A 25,903-nucleotide genomic window follows, 5' to 3' on the forward strand; every position below is an offset into this window, starting at 1 on the left:
TGTTTGGAAATGGAGGAAAATGAAATGGCTCAAACTAAAAAACAGCGTTTTTATATAAGAACTGTTATTTTGGTAGTGCTTACATTTGCAATTGTGTTTACTGTTTACTCCAACTTAAACAAAGAAAAAAACGCCGTCCTTCAAGTAGGTGATAAAGCACCAGATTTTATGTTAGTAGATATGAATGGTAACGAGCATAAACTTTCTGATTATCAAGGTGAAGGTATTTTCTTAAATTTTTGGGGTACGTGGTGTAAACCTTGCGCAACAGAGATGCCAGCAATGGACAACCAGTACAATGAGTATAAGGATCAGGGTGTTCAAACACTGGCAATTAATATTGGGGAATCTGATTTAAAAGTAAATAGCTTTGTTAATCGATATGGTTTAACTTTTCCTATTGCAATTGATCGGAATAAAAGTGTAATGGAACTATATAATATCGATCCACTGCCAACTACTTTTTTAATTAATCCAGAAGGTCGTATTGAGAAAATTATAAAAGGTGAAATGACAGAGCAAGACATTGCTAATTTTATGGAACAGGTTAAACCTTCCTAAAGGAGTTCGTATAAATGGACAAAATAGTTTGTACATGCGGTAACGTAAACCCAGCTGGTACAGAGTTATGTGAAAGCTGTGGTCGTCCTTTATCACAAGAAATAAAAGAAAAAAAACTAGTAGACATGCGTTATGAAGGTTCTGCTAGAAGGTCTCAAACATATAACAAAACAATAATTGATAAGATTTGGAATTTCTTTTCTAGTGTGAAAGTCGGTATGTGGATAATTGTTGCTATTTTAGTGGCGGCTGCGATAGGGACAATATTACCACAAGTGTTCTATGTACCTGCGGTATCGGAAGCAGATATTGCCGCGTATTATGAGAGAGTGTATGGTACTTTCGGGAAAGTTTATTACGAATTGGGATTATCAGACTTATATAGCTCATGGTGGTTCCAAACATTAGTTGGTATGTTAGGGATTTCATTAGTTATTGCAAGTTTAGACCGTGTAATTCCACTTTATAAATCTCTTAAGAAACAAAAAACGAAAAGACATATCAGTTTTTTGAGTCGTCAGCGTATTTATGGAATTGGCAATGTGGAAGAGCCATTAGATTCTTTAAATAAAGCAGAAGAAAAACTGAATACAATGCGCTATAAAGTAAAACGAGAAGGAAATGCAATCTTAGCAGAAAAAGGTCGTTTTTCTCGTTGGGGCCCATATGTGAATCATCTTGGTCTAATTATCTTCTTATTTGGAGTTATGTTGAGAGCTATACCGGGATTTTATGTGGATGAAACAATGTGGCTAAGAGAAGGAGAAACACTTTACATACCAAAGACAAATGGATACTTCTTGGAAAGCAAAGATTTTATTTATGAAACGTATTCAAAGGAAGAGTCGGAAGAAGTGTTTGGTGAAGCAATTGACCGAGTTGGAACAATTGCTAAAAATTATCAATCAGATGTTGTGTTATATAAAGGTGCAGATGATGCAATTGCAGGAAAACCTGATGATTTAAAACCTATTAAAGAAGAATCAATTCAAGTGAATCAACCGCTTAAATTTGATAACTTCTCTGTCTTCCAAATGGATTTCCGTTTAGATGAATTAAAATCTATGACATTCCAATTACAAGACAAAGCTTCTAAGGAGTCTTTCGGGGAATTTACAATTGATTTGGCTAATCCCCAAGCAGAATATCAGTTAAAAGATGGCTACAAAGTGGAAATTATGGATTATTACGCGGATTTCACTGGTTTTGAAGATGGAGTTCCACAATCACAATCGCCGCTTCCTAATAATCCTGCATTTTTGGTGAAAATGTATAGTCCGGAATTTCCAAAAGGAGAAACAAGCTTTGTAATGATCAAAGAAACATTAGAGCCACTTGGCGAAAATCAGCATAAGATTGCATTCCAAAGTGTTGAGACAAGAGATGTTTCTGGTTTAACTATTCGCAAAGATTTAACGCTTCCTTTACTCGGACTTGGCGGACTGATCTTCATGATTGGGGTAGCCCAAGGTTCATACTGGAATCATCGTCGTATATGGTTGCAGCAATTAGAAGATGGGCAAGTTGTAATTGCAGCACATACAAACAAAAACTGGTTAAGTATTCAAAAAGACTTAGATGCAGTTTCAAAAGTTGCGATTCTTCCACCTTATGAAGACCAACAAGATTTAGACGCTAAAGCGGAAAAAGAGAAAGGAGTCTAGTTTTATGGATTTGGTATCACTTAGTAGTACCTTATTATTAATAGCATTTATTGCTTATTTAGTTGCAACTTTTTTATTCGGGGGAGCAGTAAAAGGTTCTAGCTCGGAGAATACTACTTCAAAATCATTTGATCGCTGGGGAAAATTAGCGATTACAGTTACTATTATTGGTTTTATATCCAATCTTGGTTACTTTTTTACAAGATGGATTGCAGCTGGACATGCTCCAGTTAGTAATTTATTTGAGTTTACAACTGCGTTTGGGATGATGGTTGTAGGGGCATTTATTTTAATTTACTTTATTTATAGAGTACCTTCTCTTGGGCTTTTTGCATTACCAATTGCCGTATTAATCATTGCATATGCAAGTATGTTCCCAAGAGATATTACCCCGTTAATCCCGGCTCTTAAAAGTTACTGGTTGACTGTCCATGTTATTACTGCGGCACTTGGTGAATCCATTTTAGCCATTAGTGCCGTTGCAGGATTAATTTGGCTTCTAAAAAATATTGATCTGACAAAAAAATCAAAACAGAGCTTTTGGATAGAGGCAGTTATGTATTTGGTTGTTTTAGTTCTTGGTTTTGTCATTTCTACGACTGCATTTACAATTGCAGACTATAAGGCTGAATATAGTTATGTAAATAAAGAAGGTAATGCAGCTGAAATGGAATATAACATGCCAGCTATTTTTGGAATGAATAAATCAGAAGCCATCACAGAAAATGCAATGGAACCACTGGTGGAAATGCCGCCATTAGTAAATGCTAAAAAACTTACGATTGTTACATGGTCTGTTATTTTTGGAACAATATTATATGTAATACTGCGTTTAATTTTACGCAAACCTATAGCAGCTGTGCTGCAACCATTTGCTAAAAAAGCTAACTCTCAATATATGGATGAAATTGGGTATCGTTCAGTTCTTATTGGTTTCCCTGTGTTCACTTTAGGAGCACTAATTTTTGCAATGATTTGGGCACATGAGGCATGGTCTAGATTCTGGGGCTGGGATCCAAAAGAGGTTTGGGCGCTTATTACTTGGTTGTTCTACGCAGTGTTCCTTCACTTACGTCTAACTAAAGGTTGGCATGGTGAAAAATCTGCTTGGCTAGCTTTAATTGGTTTTATAATTATTATGTTCAATTTAATAGCAGTAAACTTAATTATTGCTGGCTTACACTCTTACGCTTAATAGAATTGCTTATGTGCTTATATAACTCTCGGGGAATAGTGTATGAAGTCTGTACAAGTAGCGATAGAGTTTAATATTCTATTCTATAAATAAACGAAAAAGCTCTTGTCTCTTAAAGAGATAGGAGCTTTTCTTTCAATTTAGTACGACTAATTGTACAATATATATTAGAAGTTGATAGAAGGGTATGATATTATGTCTGAAATGATTAAGCTTTTAGTAGTAGACGATGAGGAACGTATCCGTCGATTGTTAAAAATGTATTTAGAACGTGAAGGTTACGAAGTTGAAGAAGCAGAAAATGGAGAAATTGCATTACAACTTGCCTTAGAGAATGATTATAATTGTATATTATTAGATATTATGATGCCTGAGAAAGACGGTATTGAAGTAATTACTGAATTAAGAGGACATAAGGAAACACCGGTCATATTGTTAACTGCTAAAGGCGAAGAAGCAAACAGAGTCGAGGGATTTGAACTTGGTGCTGATGACTACATAGTAAAACCATTTAGTCCAAGGGAAGTAGTCTTGCGCATTAAAGCTATTTTAAAACGCTCTGCTGTATTGTCACCTATTCAAGGAGCTTCTACTTCAAAAGATATTGTAGTATTTCCTCATTTAACTATTGATCATGATGCGCATCGTGTTACTGCAGATGGTGTTGAAGTAAGCTTAACTCCAAAGGAATATGAGTTACTTTACTTTTTAGCAAAAGCACCAGACAAAGTGTTTGATCGAGAACAGTTGTTAAAAGAAGTCTGGCATTATGATTTCTTTGGAGATTTGAGAACAGTCGATACCCATGTAAAACGGTTACGTGAGAAGTTAAATAGAGTATCTGAAAAGGCAGCTAAAATGATCGTAACTGTTTGGGGTGTAGGTTACAAATTTGAGGTTGTCAATGAATAGAATTTGGAATAGTGTTGTCGGGAAGCTATGGGGAACCATATTGCTTCTCGTCTTATTTGTGTTGTTTATTGTAACCGTTTTAATGCTAGAATTCTTAACAGATTTCCATACAGAGCAAGCGGAAGAATCTTTAAGACAAGAGGCAGCTACTATAGGGAAAATAGTGGAAGAGTACAACCAGGTGGAAGATTCCTTTCAAATTATTGAAGATATACTTGGTACAGAAACAAGTGCCTTAATTGTTAGAGATTCAAATTCCGTGTCTTTGTCTGTTCACGATGGTTTAAAGAAAGATGTTATTAGAGATAAAATACTTAAAGATAAAGAACTTACAAAAGTTTATACATCTAACGATACAATTATTAAAAAAATGTTAATGCCGTCCATGACAGAAGAGAATAAGATGGAATCATATATTATATTAGCATCTCCTTTGGAGTCAAATAATGAAATACATGGCGGTGTATTTATATATCAAAGTTTAGACGTGGTAAACAAAACGTCCAACCAGACAACGAACATTGTCTTTTTATCAGGATTTATTGCGTTATTGTTAACTACCATGTTTTCGTTTTTCTTAACTTCTAGAATCACATCTCCTCTCCGCTCTATGCGAGAAGCAGCTTCAGAACTAGCAAAAGGGAATTTTGAAGCAAAAGTTTCCTATCATCAAAAGGATGAAATAGGAGGACTGGCAACCGCATTCAATCGAATGGGAAGTCAATTAAAGCATCATGTGGAAGTAATTAATCAAGAAAAAGAACAGCTATCAAACATATTAACTTCCATGACAGATGCAGTGATTACCTTTAATAAAGATTTCAACGTGCAAGTAAGTAATCCACAAGCGGAGCTTTTAATGCAAAAATGGCATATGAATAATGAAGTAGCTGATAATTCTCATTTGCCTGCAGAACTATACCATTTATTGGATCACGTTTTCCATAATGAAGAGGAGATAGATGAAGAATTAGAAATTAAAGGTTCCTATTTCTCCGTTTCTATAAGTCTTCTTTACAGTAAAGAGATGGTTAGGGGAGCAGTTGTAGTACTGAGAGATATGACAGAACAACACCAGTTGGATAAAATGCGTTCTGACTTTATTGCCAATGTCTCACACGAACTTAGAACCCCAATTTCGATGCTACAAGGATATAGTGAAGCGATTATTGATGATGTTGTGACGACGGAGGAAGACCGTAAAGAGATGATTCGAATCATTTATGATGAATCTAAACGAATGGGAAGACTTGTAACAGAATTATTAGATTTAGCACGTTTAGAATCAGGCTACTTAAGTATTTTTAAAGAGGAAGTATTGGTAATACCTACAATTGAACGAATTACTCAAAAGTTTGATCAAATAGCGAAAGAAAAAAATCTTCGTTTAAATTTTGAACAAAACTTACTTGAGCCTATGACGCTAGAAATCGATGAAGATCGTATGGAACAAGTGCTGACAAATTTAATTGACAATGCTCTGCGTCATACGGAAAAAGGATCTGTCACAGTTAGAATTTCGAAAATCGACCATCAATTTGTGATGGAAGTGGAAGACACAGGTTATGGCATACCGAGTGAAGACCTTCCTTATGTTTTCGAACGTTTTTATAAAGGGGATAAAGCAAGAACTAGAGGAAAGAGTGGAACAGGTCTTGGTTTAGCAATTGCTAAAAATATAATAGAACGTCATGATGGTAATTTATCTGTGGAAAGTGAACTAGGTGTTGGTACTAAATTCATTATCCGATTACCTCTAACTAATTGAAACAAAAACAGTTCATGAACGACTAATTGTAAGAACGGGGGGAGCTTATGAATGACTCCGTTTTCCATCGCTTGTATGATAATTATCATCAAGACGTTTTTCAGTTTCTGATCTATTTGGTTAAAAATAGACAGACTGCGGAAGACTTGGTCCAAGAAGTGTATGTTCGCGTTTTAAGGGCTTATAGCCGATTCGAGGGGAAAAGTTCTGAGAAGACATGGCTATTTTCTATTGCTAAAAATGTAGCAATCGACCATTTTAGAAAGCAATCAGTGAGAAAAAAAAGGTTGTTCGAATCCTTTAATTGGGAAACGATGCAGCTTGCATCGTCTGATATGCTTCCAGAAGATTTAGTTCAATTGAATGACGAAATGAAATCTCTATTAACTGCTCTAGATGATTGCACTGGCGATCAAAAAATGGTTATCATAATGCGTTATTTTCAGCAGCTATCTATTGCTGAAACAGCACAAATACTTAACTGGTCAGAAGGAAAAGTGAAAACAACACAACACCGAGCTATAAAGTCATTGCGTGAACGATTATCTGTAACAAAGAAGGAGGGTAAGGTTCATCATGAGTGATTGGAAAAAAGATGATGAGACACTAGATGAATTACTGAACCAAATGCCCAAGTTTACAGATCATCGTTCCAAAGAAGATGTGTATAATCGGGTAAAACAAGAGGTATTAGGTCACGAAAAAGAATCAACTAAATATTCTTCACGTAGGATTCAATCCAAATGGTTACCTTTAGCTATTTCTATTGCTTCAGTATTTCTTCTCACTTTTTTAGTTTCTTCCTATCTGAATAATAATAATTCAATGAAGCAGTACAGCACTAGCGAAAAAATGGAACAGGAGAGCAGTGAAGAAGAAAGTACGCAGTCCATGGATGTTACAGAGAATGCTGCTATAACAAGTGAAGAAAGTAAAACTGAATCATCGGACGATATGTCAAAAATGACAAGTATAATGGAATCAAATATAGTATTAAAACCAATAGATAAAAGATATGCTGTCTATGAAGGTGATTTAAATGGAGGTACTGTGTTTCATTTTTCATTCAATGAAAATGCATTAACTGTACCTGTCACAATTATTATTCCAAAAGAGCAAGTGGAAGCCGATTTTCCAGATATGAAACCAAATAGTTTACAGTTGTATGAACGTTATGCAAGTTTGATTAATGAAGAGTCGCTCGGATTTACAGAGTATCATCCTTATAAAGGGTATTTTGTTGCGGATAATCAATTACTAAAGCATTATCTCCCTAATGAACATGGTTATGACACAGCGTCTGGAACATCGGTACCGTATTGGAGCTCTCTAAATGAAATTTTTACGGATTTTGATTCAATCGCTCTTTTAAATGAGGACGGCTCTCCACTTGAATGGGATCAAGTAGGCATATTAGCTGAGCCGAGTAAATTAGAAGGGTCGAAAGGTCAACATAATTACTACAATTACCGTGCCCAAAATGGAAATATATATTTAACTCCTAACTTTTCTGCTTCTTATGAAACGATTGCTGAAGCATTTAGCGAAATGAAAAACGTAGATAACGACATATACACTTCTGTAATCCCATCGAATATTACTTACTCATATGAAGATCGAGAAGGAATAGCTGTTATCAAATTTAACGAACCATTGGATTTAGAATCGATGGAGCCAAATGAGGCTACAAGATTAATTGAAGCATTCGCATTGACCGCAGCAAGCTTTGGAACTGAAGTGAAATTAGAAAATGTAGTACAGGAGCAGTGGGAAATATTTAATTTCGAAAATACCCTTCCTACTCCACTTGGACCAAATGGTTTTATAATGAGCGTCCAATAAGAATTTGGAATGCCAAGCTTTGATTTATTCAAAGCCTGGCATTTTTTATATCATAAAATTTTGAAGCAATTATATTGCATAAAGGTTGTGTTTTTGTTAATATATTATTAATTCAAGATATTATTCTTGAAGAATAATAAAATATTGATTCATCTTCGGGGCAGGGTGAAATTCCCGATCGGCGGTATTAGAAGATTTATTTCTTGAGCCCGCGAGCCGTAATTGGCAGGATTTGGTTAGATTCCAAAGCCGACAGTATAGTCTGGATGGGAGAAGGTGAAGGTACAGTCGTTTTTCGTATACTCTAATACGGATACGCTTTTTTTAAGTGTGCCTTGTTTCTCCCTTGAGCTCTTTAATAGCTTAAGGGATTTTTGAGTTACAATTTCGTACTGAACCTTTCTTCTTGTGGAGTGAATCGCAAAAGGAGAGAGGAATAATGACAAAAAGTAAGACGCGAAAGCTTATTGCTATCGCAATGTTGAGTAGTATTTCCTTTGTATTGATGCTACTTGCATTTCCGTTACCGGTACTACCAGCTTATTTAAAAGTGGATTTTAGTGATATTCCAGCACTAATTGCGGCTATTACGATGGGGCCAATTGCAGGTATTGTCGTAGCGTTTTTGAAAAACGTATTAGATTGGTTGTTTGCTGGAAGTCCAACTGGTGTACCAGTAGGACATATGGCGAATTTTGTAACTAGTATTCTATTTATAGCACCTGTTTATTTAATTTATCGCAAAGCATCATCATCTAAAGGGATCATGTACGGTTTAGCTTCTGGAACGATTTCCATGGCAATAGGTATGAGTGTTTTAAATTACTTTGTATTTTTACCAATGTATACGTACTTCTTAAACTTCCCTATGGAGACTGGTACAGCTTTGTTCAATTCTATTATTTTCGGTATCCTACCGTTCAATTTGATAAAAGGACTATTAGTTACAATCGTTATGATTGTTTTATTTAAGCGAATGAAACCAATGCTCGACCGAGTAACAAATTCGTTTCGAGTTCCGGATACAAATTAATTAAAGGACGTTTCTCTATCTTAGAGAAACGTCCTTTCTGGTTTTAGACAAAAGGAAGTTTGCTAATTGGTCTCGTTCATTATTTTGATTTTTTGTCCTGCTTTTCTATTAACTCAGGATTATTCTTCCTGAGTATATAAAAAATAATAAGGTATTTTTTTGTAGGTTTGGGAAGCGTCCGCTCGAATCCTTCGGGAAAGCGAGAAAGGCGACACTACAGGAGTCGAGCAAGGGCACTGAGAAAGTCCTCACTGATCTATGTGAACGACAAGTTGTTCACATACTCGATTTTTATGTTGGCCACATTAATTTCCGTTCCAGGCGGACGCGTTCCACCGGCATGGCTTCAGCTGCTTCCCTCGCTCCGCTCAGTCCAGGGTCTTCACCTCATGCTTTTCCGGCTAGAGTCGCCGCCTTTCACTTCAATCAACTATTATCCGCGTTCCAATTAGAAATCCATCATGCCATTAATAGAGCAAGTATTAATCACTTAAATTTTTTCAATCAGTATATAAAGAAAATCGTTGAAAAAGGCGACACTCCTGCGGGAAAAGCGTTAGCCGAAGACCCCGCAGTTGAGGGGAAGGCAATCTAAGTTCGCCGCATCCTGCTCCTGCGCAAAGCTCGTCGCAAAAGAACTTTTGCGGCAACGATTGCATGACCAACATCGTGTTGGCCTAGGAGGCTAAGGCAACGCCCGCGGAAAGGGAGCCGTTTCAACGATTTTTTTTATTTATCGGACGACATTATTTAGTAAAGTCAAATTCTATAGACTTTTTCAGTGCCCTCTGCGTAAGGAAGGCTAAGTGCGCCTCGTCAAATGTAAGGCAATCTAAGTTCTCTACATTTTGTGGAAAACTTTGGGTAAATTGTATATTCTATGTAAAAATAAATTCGAGTTTGTCTACCAGTCTGAAAGGACATTCCTCTATTATTTAGAAAATGCTTCTTTTAGATAAGCCTTTTAAAATGTTTTTCTTATAAAAAAACTGCCTGAAAAATCTAGGCAGTTTGTATTATTCATCTATTCAAATTTCAAAGCATCGCCTTCAAATGACTCATCTGCCACTTTAATTGAATCTGTAGGGCATCCTTCAAAAGCATCTTCCATATCTTCTAGTAGTTCGTCTGGAACTTCTACTGTCCCCATGTTATCATCTAGAATAACGTATGCAATGCCTTCATCATCGTAATCGTATATATCAGGTGCTGCTGCGCCACATGCGCCACAAGCGATACATGTATCTTTATCTACAATTGTATATTTAGCCATAAATATATTCTCTCCTTTATATCTGCTTACACGGAATAGCTATCCTATTCATTCTAAAGCTGTTTACGTGACATTTCAACAAAAATACATTAAAAAACGTGAGGTATTTACAGTGTACTTTCATCAATTATTATTATTAATCATACATAAGTTTCACGGAGAACGGTCTTCTACAGCTCCATTTTACTTATTAAAAGGTAAAAAATCTGGCCAGACGATACAGGATGTTACTTATTTTAAACTTCATCCTTTTTTTTCACTTTATCCTAAATTATCACTAGATGAATATAATGGCGAAATTTTGACACTTTTAAAAGAGGGGTATATTGAAGAAGACGAGTCAATTATTAATCTTACAGAAAAAGGCACAATGCACATGAATTCAATGAGAGATCCTCAATTTAATGGATGGTTATATAGAGGAAATGAGCAGATGTTTTGGAGCAGAATTGCTTTGGTTATTCAAACGTTATCTCATTTTGAAGCCAATGTGCACCGTTATGTTCCAAATCAAAAGAATCCAGATATACATCATTTTGTTAAAGGATATCTATTTAGCAGGGATTATAAAAGTGCAGAATTTTATACAAACTTTAGGAAACAATTTCTGCAGCTACTTGAGAACACAAAATTTGAGAATATTCATAGAGAAATATTTGTCTATCGTCTAAGTGGTTATGGAAGGAGTGGGTTGACATGGGAGCAATTAGCTCGGTATTACAATCAACCACTTTTGGATATAAAACTGTTATTCATTGAGAGTTTACATATTGCACTATCGATTATCCATAATGAAAAGTTTCCAGACTTATTACCTCTCACAAAAAATGTAGAGGTTCAAACTCCTTTGACTGAATCTGCAATGAAGACGTATCAATTAATTCAAAAAGGCCATACCCTGGAGGATATAGCGGCAATACGCTTTTTAAAATTTAATACGATTGAAGATCATATTATTGAAATCGTATCAGCTATACAATACTTTCCTATTTACTCTTATATATCCAATGAACAAGTTGATAAAGTATTAAAGATTTCTAATAGATTACAAACAAAAAAGTTAAAAGCTATTCGAGAGCATGTTCCTCATTTAAGCTATTTTCAAATTAGAATTGCACTTGCAAAAGGAGAAGGGGCTAATGGATAAGCTGACAGAAATTCTTCATCAGAAATTTGGATATAGTTCTTTTCGAGAAGGACAAAAAGAAATAATTGAACAGGTCATAGAAGGAAAAGATGTAGTCGCAATACTGCCAACTGGTATGGGAAAATCATTATTATATCAATTGCCCGCTTATTTTATAAAGGGTACTGTTGTAATTGTTTCTCCATTAGTATCGTTAATGCAAGATCAAGTAGAACAATTAAAGATAATCGGTGAAAAAAGAGTAGTTGCAATAAACTCTTTTCTAACTTACGAACAAAAAGAAATGGTTATGAGAAATTTAGCTTCCTATAAGTTTATCTTTACTTCACCAGAAATGCTTCAAAATAAACGTTTTAATAATGCCTTATCCGCTATTTCCATAGCATATATAGTAGCAGATGAAGCACATTGTATTTCACAGTGGGGGTATGATTTTCGTCCTGATTATCTGAGAATCTCGAAATGGTTAGATGCATTTCCAAAAGCGAATGTACTTGCTTTAACAGCAACTGCCACCAAAAAAGTAGTTAAAGATATAAAAGGGACCTTACATATGAAAGCTCCATTTGAGTATATTCATTCATTAGATCGACCTACAATTGCTTATGAAGTACAAAAAGTAGACGATCAAAAGGAAAAAGAAGCTTGGATTGTAGGTCGTATAACCGCTACTAATGGTCCAGGAATTTTATATACTCAATCTCGTAAAAAAGCAGAATTTTATGCTAGTGAATTAGAGGAAAGAGGAGTAAAAGTTGCATTTTATCATGCTAAAATGGAACAAGATGATCGTGTATTAGTCCAACAACAATTTCAGCATGGAGATTTAGATTGGATTTGTGCAACAAATGCATTTGGTATGGGTATTCATAAAAACAATATTCGACAAATTATACATGACCATATCCCAACTTCTATTGCTAGTTATATGCAAGAAGTGGGAAGAGCAGCAAGAGATGGAAATCAGTCGATTGCTTCACTTATTTACACTAATTCGGATGTAGAACAGTCTTTTTATGTTGCAATGAAGGATTTTCCGGATGAAACGGATATTCATGCTGCTTTTCAATCAGAAGATAATCAGATTATTCTTTCGGAGACTATGTTACGTATATTGAATTATTGGAAGGAAATCTTATCTGAACAAGAGACTATTGCTTTATTTCATGACATAAAACAGAGAAAATGGCTAGAAATTCAAAAGTTATTTAATTTATTCCAAAGTGAACGGTGTATAAGGGAACAGATTTTATATTCTTTTGATGAACAACTGATCACTAGGCCAATGAATTGTTGTTCAAATTGTTCACTTGATCTCCAGCTATTACTTACAAAACGTGAAAAGCAAAATGGAGAAGAAATAGAACTAAACTGGTTCAATAGAATTAATGAGTTGCTCCGTCCTTAAAACATTGTGAAGTTTACTTTTTCAACAAAATTCGTCATAATAGAGTTAGTAAAGAAGGAATGAATGGAGTTTGAACAATATGAATCAAGACGATTATCAAAAAAAGATTGATGAGCATAGACAATCTATTGGCCTAGAAGATAATATAACGGAATCAAGAAGAACGAGAAGATCTAGCTATACTAAAAAGCCTAAAAAAAAATCTAAAAACCTTCTGTTACCTTCTTTGTTTTTTATCTTTATCTTAATACCTGTGTGCATTTTCCTATATGTACATTTTTTCTACACTCCAGATAAAGTGGAAGAGGCTTCTAGTCAAGGTGTCATTCAAGTGGAAACAAAACCAATATCAAATGGCACGGAGCAGGAAGAGAAAGAAGAAAGTATGGAAGAAAATTCGCAAGAAGCAGAAGATGAGAATGAACCTTCAAGCCCAAAAGAGGAGACAACTGAACAAGCGACTCCTGAAGTGAAACCAGAAGTAAAACCAGAAGTGAAAACAGAACCAAAAGAAGAAGAACAAAAAGTCGAAACCGAACAAAGAACGCATATTGTAAAAGCAGATGAAACACTGTATCGAATAGCAGTAAACTATTATAAGGATCCAAATGCAGTTGAAAAAATAAAAGCTGCAAATGGATTAACATCGAATAGTATTTCAGCTGGACAGAAACTGATATTGCCTTAGAATAACTTGTAAAGAAGGATATTTTGTACTTTTGAAGAATATATAAAGAATATCCCGTTTGGAAGAGGTGTACTTTAAATGTTTGTAAAAAGTGTGATGATCCCTAAAGAAAAATGTTTGACTGTTCAACCAAATACGTCACTGCTAGAAGCTTTGCAGCAGCTTGATGAAAAAGAAATTGATGCACTTCCTATACTCGAAAATGGTATATATAGAGGTATGTTTAATAAATATCTTTTATATAAGGCCTTTTACTATAGTGACTTGGATCGAGAAACATTTTTAAAGAAGACGACTGTTATGGACGTTGTTACAAGAGAAGATACATTCGTAGAATTAGAAGATGTATTTGAAAGTACTTTTGTAAAACTGTACGACTTTCCAATTATCGCGGTATTAGATGAAGGAAAGTTTCTAGGAATTGTGACACGATATGATACAATTAACCAGTTCCAAAGCGCATTTGGTATGAATAGAAAAGGCACTAGAATTACTTTTGCCTCAGTTGAATCCGAAGGTCGGATACTTAAGGTTTCGGATATTCTACACAAATATCATACACCTGTAATTTCATTAGTTACTTTTGATGAAACGGATAAACTAGCCCGTAGAATCGTACTTAAAATTGATAACGATCAAAAAGTAGATCGAATTATTGCAGACCTTGAAAAGTCAGGATTTCGAGTATTACACATCGATAAAGATTGATAATAATCTCTACAATATTTGTACGGCGCTGGACAGGGGAATTCCCTGTCCTTTTCTATGTTTAGATAGGGGGATATAATTGACTTATATCATTATACTTTTCATCATTTTTAGTGCAACGTTGATGTTTTATATGAGATTTTTGGCGTTTCAGACAAATGTTATAAAACATTCATTACAAATCGAGGAAATGAAAGATGGGGAGCAATTTAATATATTTTTCATCTCCGATATTCATCGTAGACAAATACCCGAAAAACTGATTCATTCTCTAGTAGGTGAGGTAGATATAGTAGTGATTGGGGGGGATTTAACTGAAAAAGGTGTACCCCTGGAGAGAACTGAAAATAATATAGTTGATTTAAGTAAACTTGGACCTGTTTATTACGTTTATGGAAACAACGATCGTGAAATAGGTGAGGAGCATCTGAACTCTATATTAGAAAAAAATGATGTAATGATTTTAAATAATACATCTCTGGCAATACATAATAACCATTCTGTCATTCGTTTAGTTGGAATAAATGATGGTTTTAGTGGAAGGGTTAGAATATATGATGCTTTTCAAGAAGTATCAGAAAATGAAGTAGTTGTATTTGTATGCCATGCACCAGCATTTTTCAACAATGCCAAAAAAGTGGCTAAACCACATTTGTTAATGGCCGGACATCTTCATGGCGGGCAAATTCGTTTGGGCCCTATTGGAATTTATGAAAAAGGAACGTTTCGGGTGAAAGAGAAAAGCGCGGAACTTGTAAGTAATGGCTTTGGTACTACAGGGATTCATCTAAGGTTAGGGGCTAAATCAGAGTGCCATCTCATCACATTATTTGGAAAACAAAAAGGAAATAACTTGAAGAATTAAGGAAGGAAGTTATAAGTGTGGATCAAAACATAGACGTACTCATTGTTGGTGGAGGACCATGCGGACTTGCAGCAGCAATCGCTGCTCAGGAAATTGGTTTAAATTGCGTAGTTATAGAAAAAGGAAATATCGTGGAAGCAATATATAATTATCCTACTCACCAAACTTTTTTTAGTACAAGTGAGAAACTATCGATAGGCGATATACCTTTCATTGTCGAAGAAAGAAAGCCAAAGAGAAATCAAGCGTTAGTCTATTATAGAGAAGTAGTTAAGTTAAAAAACATACAAGTTAAAAAGTACGAGTTTGTACAAAGTGTAGAAAAAAAAGATAAACATTTTCTAGTGACAACTTCAAAAGCAATTTATCATGCTTCGAATGTAATCATTGCAACAGGTTATTACGACCAACCTAACTATATGGGGATACCTGGAGAAGAATTACCCAAGGTTCTACATTATTTTAAAGAAGGTCATCCTTATTTTGCCCAAAATGTTTTAGTAATAGGAGGCAAAAACTCCGCAATTGATGCTGCTTTAGTGTTAAATAAAGCAGGTGCAAATGTAACTGTTGTGTATCGCGGTAGTAATTATTCTCCAAGCATTAAACCTTGGATTTTACCTGAATTTGAGGGACTTGTCCGCAATAAAGAAATAATTATGCATTTTGATACCTCAGTGTTAGAAGTGGACGAACAGTTTGTGTATTTAAATGGACCAGATGGTGATTTCAAAGTTGAGAACGACTTTGTATTTGCGATGACAGGTTATCATCCAGATCATAATTTTTTAACTAAAATGGGAGTTATTATTGATCAGGAGTCGGGTAGACCTACATTTAATGTGGATACAATGGAAACGAATATTGAAGGCATTTTTATTGCAGGGGTGATTGCTGCAGGAAATAATGCAAATGAAATATTTATTGAAAACGGGCGTTTTCATGGTAATCTGATTGCAAAGGAAATAGAACGAAAAAGAATAGGTAATTAATGGATACTTCCTTCTTCATTGAATTGATCTTTCGTCATCGGACTATTAGTTAGAACAAGTAAGTGTAGAATATATTGTTCATTATAGAATTCGGTTGATTGAAACGAATGGCGCGACTCTAGCGGGAACAGCGTGTCCAGATAAGACCCCGCAGGAGACTCGATTTTTATTTTGGACCCATTAATTTCCGTTCCAGGCGGACGCGTTCCGCCGGCATGGCTTCAGCCGCTTCCCTTGCTCCTGCGCAAAGCTCGTCGCAAAAAACAATGCTCCTGCGCAAGCTCGTCGCAAAAATTAATTTCACNAATTTCACTACGCTCAGTCCAGGGTCTTCACCTCATGCACCTGCCGCTTCGCTTTCGGTGCAGAAAACATTTGCTATTCCGGCTGGAGTAGCCGCCTTCACTACAATTAACTATTATCCGCTTTTCAATTAGGAAATCATCATGCCATTAATAGTTTTTATCACTTACATTTTTTCAACTAGTCTTTATAGAAAATCGTTGAAAAAGGCGACACTCCTGCGGGAATAGCGTTAGCCGAAGACCCCGTAGTTGAGGGGAAGGCAATCTAAGTTCGCCGCATCCTGCTCCTGCGCAAAGCTCGTCGCAAAAGAACTTTTGCGGCAACGATTGCATGACCAACATCATGTTGGCCTAGGAGGCTAAGGCAACGCCCGCGGAAAGGGAGCCGTTTCTACGATTTTCTTATTTATCGGACTACATTATTAATAAAATTAAATTCTATGGACTTTTTCAGTGCCCTCCAGTTAGGTAGAAATAAACAATTTAATTTATTCGCATTTATTGTTAAAGTAAAAGACCGTAGGCAAACTCTTTGCGTTTGCCTACAGTCTAACACTGTTCGATTTATTCTTAATTTATATAGAGAAAATATTTTCCATAGCTTTTGTTTTATTTGGATGGTTTAGTGCTATTAGAAGTGCTAGCCTTGCTTTTTGCCCATTTAATCCTGGAGCAAATATAACACCAGCATTTTTTAAGCTTTTTCCTCCACCATCATATCCGTACACATCTTGCGCAATACCATTAAAACATCTAGAAACGAGTACAATCTGAATATCCTTTTTAATACTTTCCTCGATAATTGGTAGAAGACTTGGGGGTACATTTCCCTGACCTAATCCTTCTAATACAATTCCGTCATACCCTAATTCAACACATGAAGCTAACAGATCTGGTTCCATTCCCGCATACACTTTGAAGAGAGCGACTCTTTTCGCGATACTTTGAATAGGAAACACTGCTCGATGATTTGGTGAGTGGTGAAAATGTACTATAGACTTAGATATAAAACCTATCGGTCCATACTGAGGACTTTGAAAAGTACTTACATTACTGGCATGAGTTTTTGTAACATTTTCGGCTGTGTGTATTTCATCATTTAATACAACTAACACCCCTTTGCCTTTTGCATCATCAGAACTTGCAACTTTTACAGCAGATAATAGATTATATAATCCATCTGATCCTACTTCATTAGAAGAACGCATCGCACCAGTTAGTACAATTGGAATAGTAGTATCCACGGTTAAGTCTAAAAAATAAGCTGTTTCCTCTAAAGTGTCCGTTCCGTGAGTTATGACTACTCCTTCTATATGGTCCTTTTGAATAGACTCGTCTATTATTTGTTTTAACAAAAGCATTTCTTTTGGAGTAATATGTGGAGATGGCAAATTAAAAGCTTCAATTTCTTTAATATTTGCATATTCTTTTAATTTTTCTCCTTCCATCGAAATAGGATTATTTTCTATAGGGATGACAGCTCCTGTTTCTGCCTGAATTTGCATAGAAATAGTACCGCCTGTGTGGATTAATAATATATTTTTCATAGAAACACCTCCGTTATTTTTACAAATTAGCAAAATTATAATGTATAATAGATATAGTTATATGGAAGGAGTAAGGATATGTTTATACTGCTTTCCGTTGCAATAGCTCCGGCTCTTGCACTTTTAAGTTATTTTTACCTACGTAAGGAAATTGCAAAAGAACCTTCTAGGTTATTGTTACATACATTTATTTACGGTGCTATATTAACTTTTCCTATTTTATTCATACAACATGTAATTCAACAAGAAGATGTGTTTTCATCTATATTTATCCACCAAGTATTAGTAACAAGTGCACTAGAAGAATTTTTTAAATGGTTGATTCTTATAATTGCTATTTATAAACATGTTGAGTTTGATGATCCTTATGACGGTATTTTGTATGGGGCAAGTGTTTCTCTTGGATTCGCTACAGTTGAAAACATACTGTTTTTATTGAATTTTGGGATGAATCAAGCATTTTTACGTGCCTTACTACCGGTTTCAAGTCATGCATTATTTGGCGTAGTGATGGGATATTACATAGGAAGAGCGAAATTCACAGTGACGAAAAAAGTGAAATATGAAATTGCTTATGCTCTTTTAGCAACCTTCTTTTTACATGCTACTTATAATAGTATTTTAATCATCAAGGATGTAAATTTGCTATTAATGGTTCCATTTATGTTGTTTTTATGGGTATTCGGTTTATCCAAAGTAAAAAAAGCACATATACTTTCACGTCATAAAAGGTTTGAACATCATGAATATTTTTTGAAAGAAGAATCTAGCCGTAGCTAGATTTTTTTTTGTATATTTATCGATTTCTTACCCAAGCTAGTTATAAAGGAGAGATGTCATTTGAAACAGATAAAATACATCCTAATTAGCTTGGTCTTTATTTCTGGAAGCTATGCATTTATAGAACAGGAACAATCAACTCAGGCATTTTCCACCCAGGTGTTAGAACGGGGTGCTTTTGGTGACGATGTAATTGAATTACAAGCAAGACTTCAATACATTGGATTTTATACAAGTCAAATAGACGGTAAATTTGGCTATAGCACGTATTGGGCATTAAGAAATTTTCAAGAGAAATATGGACTTCCTATTGATGGGATTCTAGGGGAAGGCACTAAAAAGAAACTAGTAAATGCATCTAAGTACGATAAACAATATGTGCATGGTCAACTTAATAAAGGCAACAGTTTTACTTATTATGGTGGAACGGATCTAGATAAGCAGGTCAAAAACAAAAAAGCAGAAAGCACGAATATGCAGCTTCCCCCAAAATACTCTGAAAAAGAGTTAAAGTTGATTGCGAATGCCGTTTATGGAGAAGCAAGAGGAGAGCCATACGAAGGGCAAGTTGCGGTTGCAGCAGTTATATTAAACCGAGTGGAGCATCCAGATTTTCCAAATACAGTATCAGAAGTAATTTTTCAGCCACTAGCCTTTACTGCAGTTGCTGATGGTCAAATTTGGCTAGAGCCAAACGAACGAGCAAAAGAAGCAGTTTTAGACGCATTAAATGGTTGGGATCCTACTGAAAATGCTATTTATTACTTTAACCCTGATACAGCTACAAGTGAGTGGATTTGGTCAAGACCTCAAATTAAAAAAATCGGACAGCATATTTTTTGTTCATAAGGAGATAAAATGAAAAAGTATATATGGATAATTGCATCTGTCGCTGTCATATTCCTTGTCTATCATTTTTCAGTTCAAGCAAAGAATAACCGGTTAGAAAATGCGCTGGCTATTCAGTATTCCAATCAATTAACATCTGCTTCAGAAAAATTAGTAAAACTAAGTGACTCAATTGATCAAACTCTACTATTTCAAGACAAAGAAGCACTAGAACAACCATTGGACGATGTATGGAGGCTATCTTCAGATGTTCGTGCATCAATTTCAGCATTACCAATCGATAGTGAGACTTCTACTGCATGGATGAATTATTTAAATCGTATCGGAAATGGTGCTTCACTCGTAAAAGAGGGAAAAGTACCAATTGAAGATTGGCAAAAAAATATGTCAAATGCACGTGATAATTTACGTTCCCTTTCTGAACAATGGGCTTTTACAAACAGAGAGGACGGATCGAAAGATTATATAGTCAATTCGTTTGTGAATAATAAAGTAAATAAAAGTAGTGAAAAGAATTGGAAGTCACTTGGGAATTCAGTGAAAACCTACACGGAAAGTGATTTTCCAATGACGGCTAGTGAGACGGATCAACAGAAAAAGAAGGATCTTAAACATATAGAGGATTCAGAAGTTACTGCTGAACAAATGAAACAAAAATTTATTAAGTTATTCCCAGAATTTAAAGATGCTACAATTCATATTACGGAGAGTTCCAAAGATGCACCATATCCTTTTTACCATATTCAGTTCCATAAGGGAATTCGTATTGGATATGCTGACTTCACTAAAAAGGGTGGTCATTTATTATCTTACTTAATGGAGAGACCCTTTGATCAAACAGCAATATCCGTTGAACAATTAAAAGAAAAAGCTTCAACCTATATGAAAGCTTTTGACTATGCGGATACCGAAATGGTGGAGTACCGTGAGAACAATATAGCTTGGCATTTATCATTTGCTAGAAAGGATTCGGAGAATGACGCATTAATTTATGCAGATGGAATTCAACTAAAGGTTGCAAAAGATAATGGCGAATTACTTGGGTTAAACGCAATGGAATATATTCAAAAAGAAAAAATTGCTCCTCAAGAAGTGAAGCCGCTGAACTATAAAGAGATGTTCTCAAGTGATTTTTCAGTGGAAGAGGAACGTTTAGCTTATGTTGAAAATAAAGAATTACAACAAAGACTAGCTTTTGAAGTTTTAACAAAAAATGATTCTATTGGCACATATAGAATTTATATCGATACAGAAAATCATGAGATATTGCACGCAGAAAAACTCCCTTAAACATTTTTTTATAGAAAAATGTACTTTTAAGTGTCATAATAGAACTATTATGACACTTAAAGAGGGATAAAAGTATGAAAATTAAACTTGGGACTAATTTAATACTAGAGCCTACGTTTACAGAAAAAGCAGAGAAATATCGATGTAAAGTGGTTGACTTAGATGAACAATTTATTTATGTTGACTATCCAATAGATACAAATACGAATAGAACCGCTTTTTTCATTGATGGTGCTCAACTTCGTGCTTCTTATGTAGAGGAATCTAAATCCGCGTTTGCTTTTCAAACAGAAGTATTGGGTAAGAGAAATGGGCAAATACCGATGATAAAGCTTCTTTATCCAGGTGACTCGGAAATAATAAAAATTCAAAGAAGAGATTTTGTTCGAGTTACTACTGCTTTAGATATCTCCATACAATTTGAAGATGAAAAATACCAATTTGTTACGGATGATCTTAGTGCAGGAGGAACAGCTGTTATACTCAATCGGGAAGTTAGGTTTAAAGAAGGGGACGAAATTTCTTTACTTATTCCTCTTGCTTTTAATAATGGTGACATTAAATATGTTACTACAACTGCAGCAGTTGTTCGAATATGGGAAAGAGGGCAGCAACATATAGCCTCTCTTCAATTTACTGATACAGATGACTTAGATAAACAGCAAATAGTTCGCTTTTGTTTTGAGCGCCAATTATCATTAAGAAAAAGAGAAATGAGCTGAAAAAAGTCTGTTTATACAGGCTTTTTTTTTACGTACGAATTTATGCTAAAATATACTTGAATAGAGTGGAGGCTACAATATGACAAAACAAATACAAATAGCAATAGATGGTCCTGCAGCGGCAGGGAAAAGTACTATTGCTAAAAAGACTGCAGAATTACTTGGATATACATATGTAGATACAGGAGCAATGTATCGTGCAATAACGTATAAAGCCATTCAATCAAACATAGATTTGCAAGATGAAGATAAATTAACTAGCTTACTTAAACAAACATCGATTGAGTTAAAGCCTTCTCCTAAAGGACAGCAAGTATTTCTAGATAATCAAGAGGTAACAGAGGAGATTCGCTCAAAAGAAGTTACAGCATCCGTTTCTGTAGTTGCAGCACATGCCGAATTACGTAAAGAAATGGTGCGTAGACAGGTAGAGATGGGGAAAAACGGAAGTGTGGTAATGGATGGTAGAGATATTGGTACATCCGTATTAACTGATGCTGAGTTAAAAATTTTCATGTCTGCAAGTGTAGAAGAACGTGCAAAAAGAAGGTTTAGTGAGAATAATAAAAGAGGTATTGAGTCCAGTCTAGAAGAACTTATGAATGATATAGAACTTCGAGACAAGCTGGATAGTGAGCGAGAAGCTTCACCTTTAGTACAAGCAGAGGATGCAATTTTTATAGACACTACCTCACTTACAATTGAAGAAGTATCTGAGAAAATTATGAAACTTGCAAAAGAAAGGATGGCATAATATGAATCTATATTCCTTTGCGAAGACAGTTGTTTATGCTGCTTTAAAACCTATATACCGTTTTGAAGTAATCGGAATAGAAAAGTTCCCAAAAGAGGGAGGAATTCTATTATGTGCAAATCATATTGATGCTTTAGATCCACCAGTAGTGGGTATTAATGCACCAAGACCAGTAAACTTTATGGCGAAGGAAGAATTATTTAATATTCCAATCTTGAAAAATATTCTTCCTGGAGTAAATGCTTTTCCAGTAAAAAGAGGGATGAGTGATAGAGATGCCTTGCGTATGGCTATTAAACTCTTAAAGAATGGAGAAGTAGTAGGTCTGTTTCCAGAAGGGACAAGAAGTAAAGATGGAAAGCTAGGAAAAGGTTTTAGTGGGGCAGGTTTTTTTGCGCTTAGAGGAGATGCAAATGTAGTTCCTTGTGCGATTATCGGTCCCTATAAACCATTTAGAAAGTTAAAAATTGTATTTGGAGATATGATAGATATTCAACCTTATAGAGAGCGGAAAGCTTCTGCTGATGAAGTGACTGAAGTTATAATGGAGAGTATTGGGGTACTACTAGATCAACATAAAAAAACGAAATAAATCAAATCTTTTTTCAATTTGAGAAGGGCTTCCTTTTGTATTTCTGTGCTTGTTCGCATAAAATAGAGAAGAGACGTTGTGAAGGAGGATAATCATATGTCAGAAGAAATGAACTTAGTTGACTCACATGAGTTTAAAGAGGGAGATCTAGTAAAAGCGACGATTGCGCAAGTAGACGAGAAGTCAGCAATCGTAACAATCGAAGGTGCACCTTTTGATGGAATAGTTCCAATCAGTGAACTATCGAGCTTGCATATTGAAAAAGCATCCGACGCCGTTTCCATCGGTGAAGAATTAGAGTTAATGATTACAAAAGTAGAAGAAGCAAATTTTGTCCTTTCCAAGCGCAAAGTAGATGCAGAAAAAGCTTGGGATCAGCTTGAAAAACAATTTCAATCAGGTGAAGTGATTGAAACAGAAGTAAAAGAAGTAGTAAAAGGCGGTTTAGTCGTTGATTTAGGTGTGAGAGGGTTTATCCCGGCATCTTTAATCGAGGATCATTTCGTAGAGTCGTTTGAGGATTATAAAGGTAAAGTGTTAACCTTTAAAATTGTGGAATTAGAGAAGGAAAAAAATAGGCTTATTCTTTCTCATAAAGCAGTTGTTGAAGATGAAAAAGCTGTAAGTAAACAGAAAACGCTTGAAAATATTCATAGCGGAGATATAATTTCGGGCACTGTTCAGCGAATTGCATCTTTCGGTGCTTTTGTTGATATTGGCGGTGTGGATGGTCTTGTTCATATCTCTCAAATATCTCATGATCATTTAGATAATGTTGCGGATGTATTAAAAGAAGGACAAGAAGTAAAAGTAAAAGTATTATCAGTAGATCGAGATTCAGAAAGAATTTCTTTATCTATCAAAGATACTTTACCAGGACCTTGGACAGAAATTGAAGATAAAGCATCTAAAGGTTCTGTATTAACGGGTACGGTGAGACGCATCGTTTCATATGGTGCGTTTGTAGAAGTATTCCCTGGTGTCGAGGGTCTAGTTCATATTTCTCAAATTGCGCATAAGCATGTTACTTCTCCACATGAAGTGCTAAAAGAGGGCGAAGAAGTGGAAGTGAAAGTACTTGATGTTAATAGTAAGGACAAACGTCTATCTTTAAGCATTAAGGATCTTATTGAAAATGAGAACGACTACAACTTAGACGACTATCAATTACCAGAAGAGTCAAAAGGATTTTCTATAAGTGATGTATTAGGCGATAAACTAAAGGATTTTACGAATAAAAACTAGATAAGACTGTTCCCAAAAGTTTTTAGGGAGTCGAAGGTATTATTCATAATATGATTTAATTGAGCAGGCGATTTTATAAAATCGCCTGCTTTTGTGTGTCCTAATCCCATGCAAATTTACTAAAGGGAGTCCCGTTTCAACAGAAGACCAAATGCTTCGCCTCTGCTTCTCACATTGAAGGTGGGAAGTTTCAATAGTGAAAAATCAATAAACGAAAAATGTATCCTAAAACAAAAAAGACCTTTTGCATGAAGGTCTTTAAAAACTGGATATTAAACTGGGAGTTAGGAAGGAAAGTGACGCGTTATTAGTGTTGATGTGACCTAGATCTTTTTCTATTCCTTTTTTAATCTTTTCGACTATTACCATTCTGTGTACTTTCAGCAATTGTGGAAGTAGCTTGCTTATAATCATTATTTATAGTAGGTGAAGAGGCTTTTACAGGATCTCCATACGCTGTATCAGTAGTTTGAACTTTCTTTTTCTTACTAGTACTTGCATTCGTATTCACGTTTTTATTTGTCATTTGTGTAGAACCTCCTAAATAAATTTCTAAATATCCTAAATATCCTAAGAAAGGAGAGTTGATTACATACTAATAAAATGTGATCCCACATAGGTCATCCCTCTTCCTTTATAATCCCTAATAACGCGCTTATTATTCATCTCAAATGCGATTTTTATACACAGACCAGTAAGGCAAGCGACTTTGTAAATAGAATATTTTGAGCATAAAGAAAAGGAGGACTGAAGAGTGACTTTATAAGTGGTGCAGATAATAATTGTGAAGGTCGCTTTTTTGTTCGTTCACATTATCGTAAAAATTGAATATTCAAAAAGGATAGACAAAATTATTTTTTTAGTATAATATTTCTTGTAGGGTAGGTAATATGAATTACTGAAATACCGGATATTTTAAAATAATCTTAGCAAGAATATTATTACTAGGAAAGAAGATGCGAACGGTTATGAAGAGGTATTATGTTTTGAGACAAAGAGATGATTTTTTTTGGATTATTTTCACAATTAATAGATGATTCGAAGTGTATAATAATTCCAAAAAAAATGATAGATGTTTTTTTGAATGTGGGTGATCTAGTTGAAATTAACAAAATGGATAGAGGATATGAAATAAAAGTAATAAAAGAAACGAAAATATATAGGTGACATGGTTTGAACTATTTCAAAAAAAATTTAAAAGTTTCTAAGGAAAAAGGAGAAATATATGAAAAGAGTAGTAGCAGATAATTCTGGGNTAAGAAATAGAATTATAGTAATGATTGTAATGATTATGGTTATAATTTTAATAAGTATAGAATACAATATTTCTCGTTTAATAGAAGAATAACCAAGAATTTGAGTTATATTGACTGACAAAAATAATCCATTCCTCCTCACTTAATTGTGGGTGGGGCTTTTTTTATTTGCCTAATCAGGAATCATGATTGATGAATACATTGATTATAGTTGAAAAGAAAAAGGAGAGAATAAATGGATCCTCGTTTAGCAGAGCTTCTTCAGAAGACAAGTTTATACGGTACTTTAGCGAAATACTATGAACATATAGATCCAAAATGGCATATGTATTTTTACGAATTGCACTTTAAGTTTGAGAATCAGCTTGTTCAATATTACTGGATTCTTCGTCAACAAAATCCAAATATGGATAACGAATGATCTACACTATTTTTAATTTAGTTAACCGCCAAGTTAGAAGCGGCAGACGTTACGTTGAAAGTGTAGTTCAGGAAAACAATAGTATA

General features: G+C 34.9%; 25 protein-coding genes and 1 riboswitch. Of the genes, 22 read left to right on the forward strand and 3 right to left on the reverse strand.

All coding sequences use genetic code 11. From position 1 onward, the window contains the following. The first annotated feature begins 24 nt into the window (after nucleotides 1–24). From resA to AN959_RS07055, 8 genes are all read left to right on the forward strand, one after another. Nucleotides 25–561, forward strand: coding sequence for a thiol-disulfide oxidoreductase ResA (gene resA, locus AN959_RS07020; RefSeq protein WP_156316776.1), 537 nt, complete (start codon nucleotides 25–27; stop codon nucleotides 559–561). 14 nt (nucleotides 562–575) lie between these two features. Continuing rightward, complete coding sequence (locus AN959_RS07025; RefSeq protein ID WP_053589828.1) at nucleotides 576–2,225, forward strand: cytochrome c biogenesis protein ResB; 1,650 nt, start codon at nucleotides 576–578, stop codon at nucleotides 2,223–2,225. Between the two features lie 4 nt (nucleotides 2,226–2,229). Continuing rightward, nucleotides 2,230–3,420: a c-type cytochrome biogenesis protein CcsB gene (ccsB, locus tag AN959_RS07030; RefSeq protein ID WP_056829430.1), complete on the forward strand. Its 1,191-nt coding sequence runs from the start codon at nucleotides 2,230–2,232 to the stop codon at nucleotides 3,418–3,420. 195 nt (nucleotides 3,421–3,615) lie between these two features. Next, nucleotides 3,616–4,332 (forward strand): response regulator transcription factor, encoded by a 717-nt coding sequence (locus AN959_RS07035; RefSeq protein WP_056829431.1) that lies wholly within the window; start codon nucleotides 3,616–3,618, stop codon nucleotides 4,330–4,332. Next, the gene (locus AN959_RS07040) at nucleotides 4,325–6,100 is read left to right on the forward strand and encodes an ATP-binding protein (RefSeq protein ID WP_053589825.1); all 1,776 of its coding nucleotides are present in this window, start codon (nucleotides 4,325–4,327) and stop codon (nucleotides 6,098–6,100) included. Before AN959_RS07035 ends, AN959_RS07040 begins: the two co-directional genes overlap by 8 nt. A 47-nt stretch (nucleotides 6,101–6,147) precedes the next feature. Then, nucleotides 6,148–6,684, forward strand: a complete 537-nt coding sequence (gene sigX / locus AN959_RS07045) for an RNA polymerase sigma factor SigX (protein ID WP_053589824.1) — start codon at nucleotides 6,148–6,150, stop codon at nucleotides 6,682–6,684. Continuing rightward, nucleotides 6,677–7,942 carry a hypothetical protein gene (locus tag AN959_RS07050; RefSeq protein ID WP_056829433.1) on the forward strand — a complete coding sequence of 422 codons (1,266 nt, stop codon included), beginning with the start codon at nucleotides 6,677–6,679 and terminating at the stop codon, nucleotides 7,940–7,942. Before sigX ends, AN959_RS07050 begins: the two co-directional genes overlap by 8 nt. A gap of 147 nt (nucleotides 7,943–8,089) precedes the next feature. Continuing rightward, nucleotides 8,090–8,224, forward strand: a riboswitch (FMN riboswitch). Between the two features lie 157 nt (nucleotides 8,225–8,381). Beyond that, nucleotides 8,382–8,975 (forward strand): ECF transporter S component, encoded by a 594-nt coding sequence (locus AN959_RS07055; protein ID WP_056829435.1) that lies wholly within the window; start codon nucleotides 8,382–8,384, stop codon nucleotides 8,973–8,975. A gap of 1,024 nt (nucleotides 8,976–9,999) precedes the next feature. Here AN959_RS07055 and AN959_RS07065 read toward each other — a convergent pair. Continuing rightward, on the reverse strand, nucleotides 10,000–10,248 hold the full coding sequence (locus tag AN959_RS07065) for a ferredoxin (protein ID WP_053589821.1): 249 nt from the start codon (nucleotides 10,246–10,248) through the stop codon (nucleotides 10,000–10,002). A gap of 112 nt (nucleotides 10,249–10,360) precedes the next feature. On the opposite strand from AN959_RS07065, the gene AN959_RS07070 reads away from it, so the two are divergent. The 6 genes from AN959_RS07070 to AN959_RS07095 all read left to right on the forward strand — a co-directional run bounded on the left by AN959_RS07070 (nucleotide 10,361) and on the right by AN959_RS07095 (nucleotide 16,056). Next, nucleotides 10,361–11,395 (forward strand): helix-turn-helix domain-containing protein, encoded by a 1,035-nt coding sequence (locus tag AN959_RS07070; RefSeq protein ID WP_056829439.1) that lies wholly within the window; start codon nucleotides 10,361–10,363, stop codon nucleotides 11,393–11,395. Further along, nucleotides 11,388–12,803, forward strand: a complete 1,416-nt coding sequence (locus tag AN959_RS07075) for an ATP-dependent DNA helicase RecQ (protein WP_056829441.1) — start codon at nucleotides 11,388–11,390, stop codon at nucleotides 12,801–12,803. Before AN959_RS07070 ends, AN959_RS07075 begins: the two co-directional genes overlap by 8 nt. Before the next feature lie 79 nt (nucleotides 12,804–12,882). Continuing rightward, complete coding sequence (locus AN959_RS07080; RefSeq protein WP_056829443.1) at nucleotides 12,883–13,491, forward strand: LysM peptidoglycan-binding domain-containing protein; 609 nt, start codon at nucleotides 12,883–12,885, stop codon at nucleotides 13,489–13,491. Between the two features lie 78 nt (nucleotides 13,492–13,569). Next, nucleotides 13,570–14,199: an HPP family protein gene (locus tag AN959_RS07085; RefSeq protein ID WP_056829444.1), complete on the forward strand. Its 630-nt coding sequence runs from the start codon at nucleotides 13,570–13,572 to the stop codon at nucleotides 14,197–14,199. 79 nt (nucleotides 14,200–14,278) lie between these two features. Then, nucleotides 14,279–15,064, forward strand: coding sequence for a metallophosphoesterase (locus AN959_RS07090; RefSeq protein WP_056829446.1), 786 nt, complete (start codon nucleotides 14,279–14,281; stop codon nucleotides 15,062–15,064). A 17-nt stretch (nucleotides 15,065–15,081) separates the two neighbouring features. Then, nucleotides 15,082–16,056: a YpdA family putative bacillithiol disulfide reductase gene (locus AN959_RS07095; protein WP_056829448.1), complete on the forward strand. Its 975-nt coding sequence runs from the start codon at nucleotides 15,082–15,084 to the stop codon at nucleotides 16,054–16,056. Nucleotides 16,057–16,936: 880 nt separating this feature from the next. Here the strand turns inward: AN959_RS07095 and AN959_RS07105 are convergent. Next, nucleotides 16,937–17,908: an asparaginase gene (locus AN959_RS07105; protein WP_056829452.1), complete on the reverse strand. Its 972-nt coding sequence runs from the start codon at nucleotides 17,906–17,908 to the stop codon at nucleotides 16,937–16,939. A 78-nt stretch (nucleotides 17,909–17,986) separates the two neighbouring features. On the opposite strand from AN959_RS07105, the gene prsW reads away from it, so the two are divergent. The 7 genes from prsW to rpsA all read left to right on the forward strand — a co-directional run bounded on the left by prsW (nucleotide 17,987) and on the right by rpsA (nucleotide 24,140). Further along, on the forward strand, nucleotides 17,987–18,688 hold the full coding sequence (gene prsW / locus AN959_RS07110; protein WP_056829453.1) for a glutamic-type intramembrane protease PrsW: 702 nt from the start codon (nucleotides 17,987–17,989) through the stop codon (nucleotides 18,686–18,688). An 84-nt stretch (nucleotides 18,689–18,772) separates the two neighbouring features. Beyond that, nucleotides 18,773–19,537 (forward strand): spore cortex-lytic enzyme, encoded by a 765-nt coding sequence (gene sleB, locus AN959_RS07115; RefSeq protein WP_056830283.1) that lies wholly within the window; start codon nucleotides 18,773–18,775, stop codon nucleotides 19,535–19,537. Nucleotides 19,538–19,546: 9 nt separating this feature from the next. Then, complete coding sequence (locus AN959_RS07120; RefSeq protein ID WP_056829454.1) at nucleotides 19,547–20,827, forward strand: PepSY1/2 domain-containing protein; 1,281 nt, start codon at nucleotides 19,547–19,549, stop codon at nucleotides 20,825–20,827. Nucleotides 20,828–20,901: 74 nt separating this feature from the next. Then, the gene (locus AN959_RS07125; RefSeq protein ID WP_056829455.1) at nucleotides 20,902–21,549 is read left to right on the forward strand and encodes a flagellar brake protein; all 648 of its coding nucleotides are present in this window, start codon (nucleotides 20,902–20,904) and stop codon (nucleotides 21,547–21,549) included. A gap of 79 nt (nucleotides 21,550–21,628) precedes the next feature. Then, on the forward strand, nucleotides 21,629–22,303 hold the full coding sequence (gene cmk / locus AN959_RS07130) for a (d)CMP kinase (RefSeq protein ID WP_053589810.1): 675 nt from the start codon (nucleotides 21,629–21,631) through the stop codon (nucleotides 22,301–22,303). 1 nt (nucleotide 22,304) lies between these two features. Then, entirely contained in the window at nucleotides 22,305–22,895 is a 591-nt protein-coding gene (locus AN959_RS07135) for a 1-acyl-sn-glycerol-3-phosphate acyltransferase (RefSeq protein ID WP_056829457.1), read from the forward strand. Nucleotides 22,896–22,991: 96 nt separating this feature from the next. Further along, entirely contained in the window at nucleotides 22,992–24,140 is a 1,149-nt protein-coding gene (rpsA, locus tag AN959_RS07140; protein WP_056829459.1) for a 30S ribosomal protein S1, read from the forward strand. A 346-nt stretch (nucleotides 24,141–24,486) separates the two neighbouring features. Here rpsA and AN959_RS07145 read toward each other — a convergent pair whose 3' ends face one another. Then, nucleotides 24,487–24,666 carry a hypothetical protein gene (locus AN959_RS07145; RefSeq protein ID WP_056829461.1) on the reverse strand — a complete coding sequence of 60 codons (180 nt, stop codon included), beginning with the start codon at nucleotides 24,664–24,666 and terminating at the stop codon, nucleotides 24,487–24,489. Between the two features lie 965 nt (nucleotides 24,667–25,631). On the opposite strand from AN959_RS07145, the gene AN959_RS07150 reads away from it, so the two are divergent. Beyond that, on the forward strand, nucleotides 25,632–25,817 hold the full coding sequence (locus AN959_RS07150; RefSeq protein WP_056829463.1) for a hypothetical protein: 186 nt from the start codon (nucleotides 25,632–25,634) through the stop codon (nucleotides 25,815–25,817). Nucleotides 25,818–25,903 lie beyond the last annotated feature (86 nt).

Origin of the sequence: Psychrobacillus sp. FJAT-21963 (assembly GCF_001420585.1) — a bacterium.
Lineage (GTDB): Bacteria > Bacillota > Bacilli > Bacillales_A > Planococcaceae > Psychrobacillus.

Coding starts and splice junctions, on each gene's coding strand:
- AN959_RS07080 (WP_056829443.1), top strand. CDS start 12,883: ATGAATCAAGACGATTATCAAAAAAAGATTGATGAGCATAGACAATCT.
- AN959_RS07050 (WP_056829433.1), top strand. CDS start 6,677: ATGAGTGATTGGAAAAAAGATGATGAGACACTAGATGAATTACTGAAC.
- sigX (WP_053589824.1), top strand. CDS start 6,148: ATGAATGACTCCGTTTTCCATCGCTTGTATGATAATTATCATCAAGAC.
- rpsA (WP_056829459.1), top strand. CDS start 22,992: ATGTCAGAAGAAATGAACTTAGTTGACTCACATGAGTTTAAAGAGGGA.
- prsW (WP_056829453.1), top strand. CDS start 17,987: ATGTTTATACTGCTTTCCGTTGCAATAGCTCCGGCTCTTGCACTTTTA.
- AN959_RS07085 (WP_056829444.1), top strand. CDS start 13,570: ATGTTTGTAAAAAGTGTGATGATCCCTAAAGAAAAATGTTTGACTGTT.
- resA (WP_156316776.1), top strand. CDS start 25: ATGGCTCAAACTAAAAAACAGCGTTTTTATATAAGAACTGTTATTTTG.
- ccsB (WP_056829430.1), top strand. CDS start 2,230: ATGGATTTGGTATCACTTAGTAGTACCTTATTATTAATAGCATTTATT.
- AN959_RS07075 (WP_056829441.1), top strand. CDS start 11,388: ATGGATAAGCTGACAGAAATTCTTCATCAGAAATTTGGATATAGTTCT.
- AN959_RS07065 (WP_053589821.1), bottom strand. CDS start 10,248: ATGGCTAAATATACAATTGTAGATAAAGATACATGTATCGCTTGTGGC.
- AN959_RS07120 (WP_056829454.1), top strand. CDS start 19,547: ATGAAAAAGTATATATGGATAATTGCATCTGTCGCTGTCATATTCCTT.
- AN959_RS07025 (WP_053589828.1), top strand. CDS start 576: ATGGACAAAATAGTTTGTACATGCGGTAACGTAAACCCAGCTGGTACA.
- AN959_RS07135 (WP_056829457.1), top strand. CDS start 22,305: ATGAATCTATATTCCTTTGCGAAGACAGTTGTTTATGCTGCTTTAAAA.
- AN959_RS07105 (WP_056829452.1), bottom strand. CDS start 17,908: ATGAAAAATATATTATTAATCCACACAGGCGGTACTATTTCTATGCAA.
- AN959_RS07040 (WP_053589825.1), top strand. CDS start 4,325: ATGAATAGAATTTGGAATAGTGTTGTCGGGAAGCTATGGGGAACCATA.
- AN959_RS07035 (WP_056829431.1), top strand. CDS start 3,616: ATGTCTGAAATGATTAAGCTTTTAGTAGTAGACGATGAGGAACGTATC.
- cmk (WP_053589810.1), top strand. CDS start 21,629: ATGACAAAACAAATACAAATAGCAATAGATGGTCCTGCAGCGGCAGGG.
- AN959_RS07055 (WP_056829435.1), top strand. CDS start 8,382: ATGACAAAAAGTAAGACGCGAAAGCTTATTGCTATCGCAATGTTGAGT.
- AN959_RS07125 (WP_056829455.1), top strand. CDS start 20,902: ATGAAAATTAAACTTGGGACTAATTTAATACTAGAGCCTACGTTTACA.
- AN959_RS07145 (WP_056829461.1), bottom strand. CDS start 24,666: ATGACAAATAAAAACGTGAATACGAATGCAAGTACTAGTAAGAAAAAG.
- AN959_RS07150 (WP_056829463.1), top strand. CDS start 25,632: ATGGATCCTCGTTTAGCAGAGCTTCTTCAGAAGACAAGTTTATACGGT.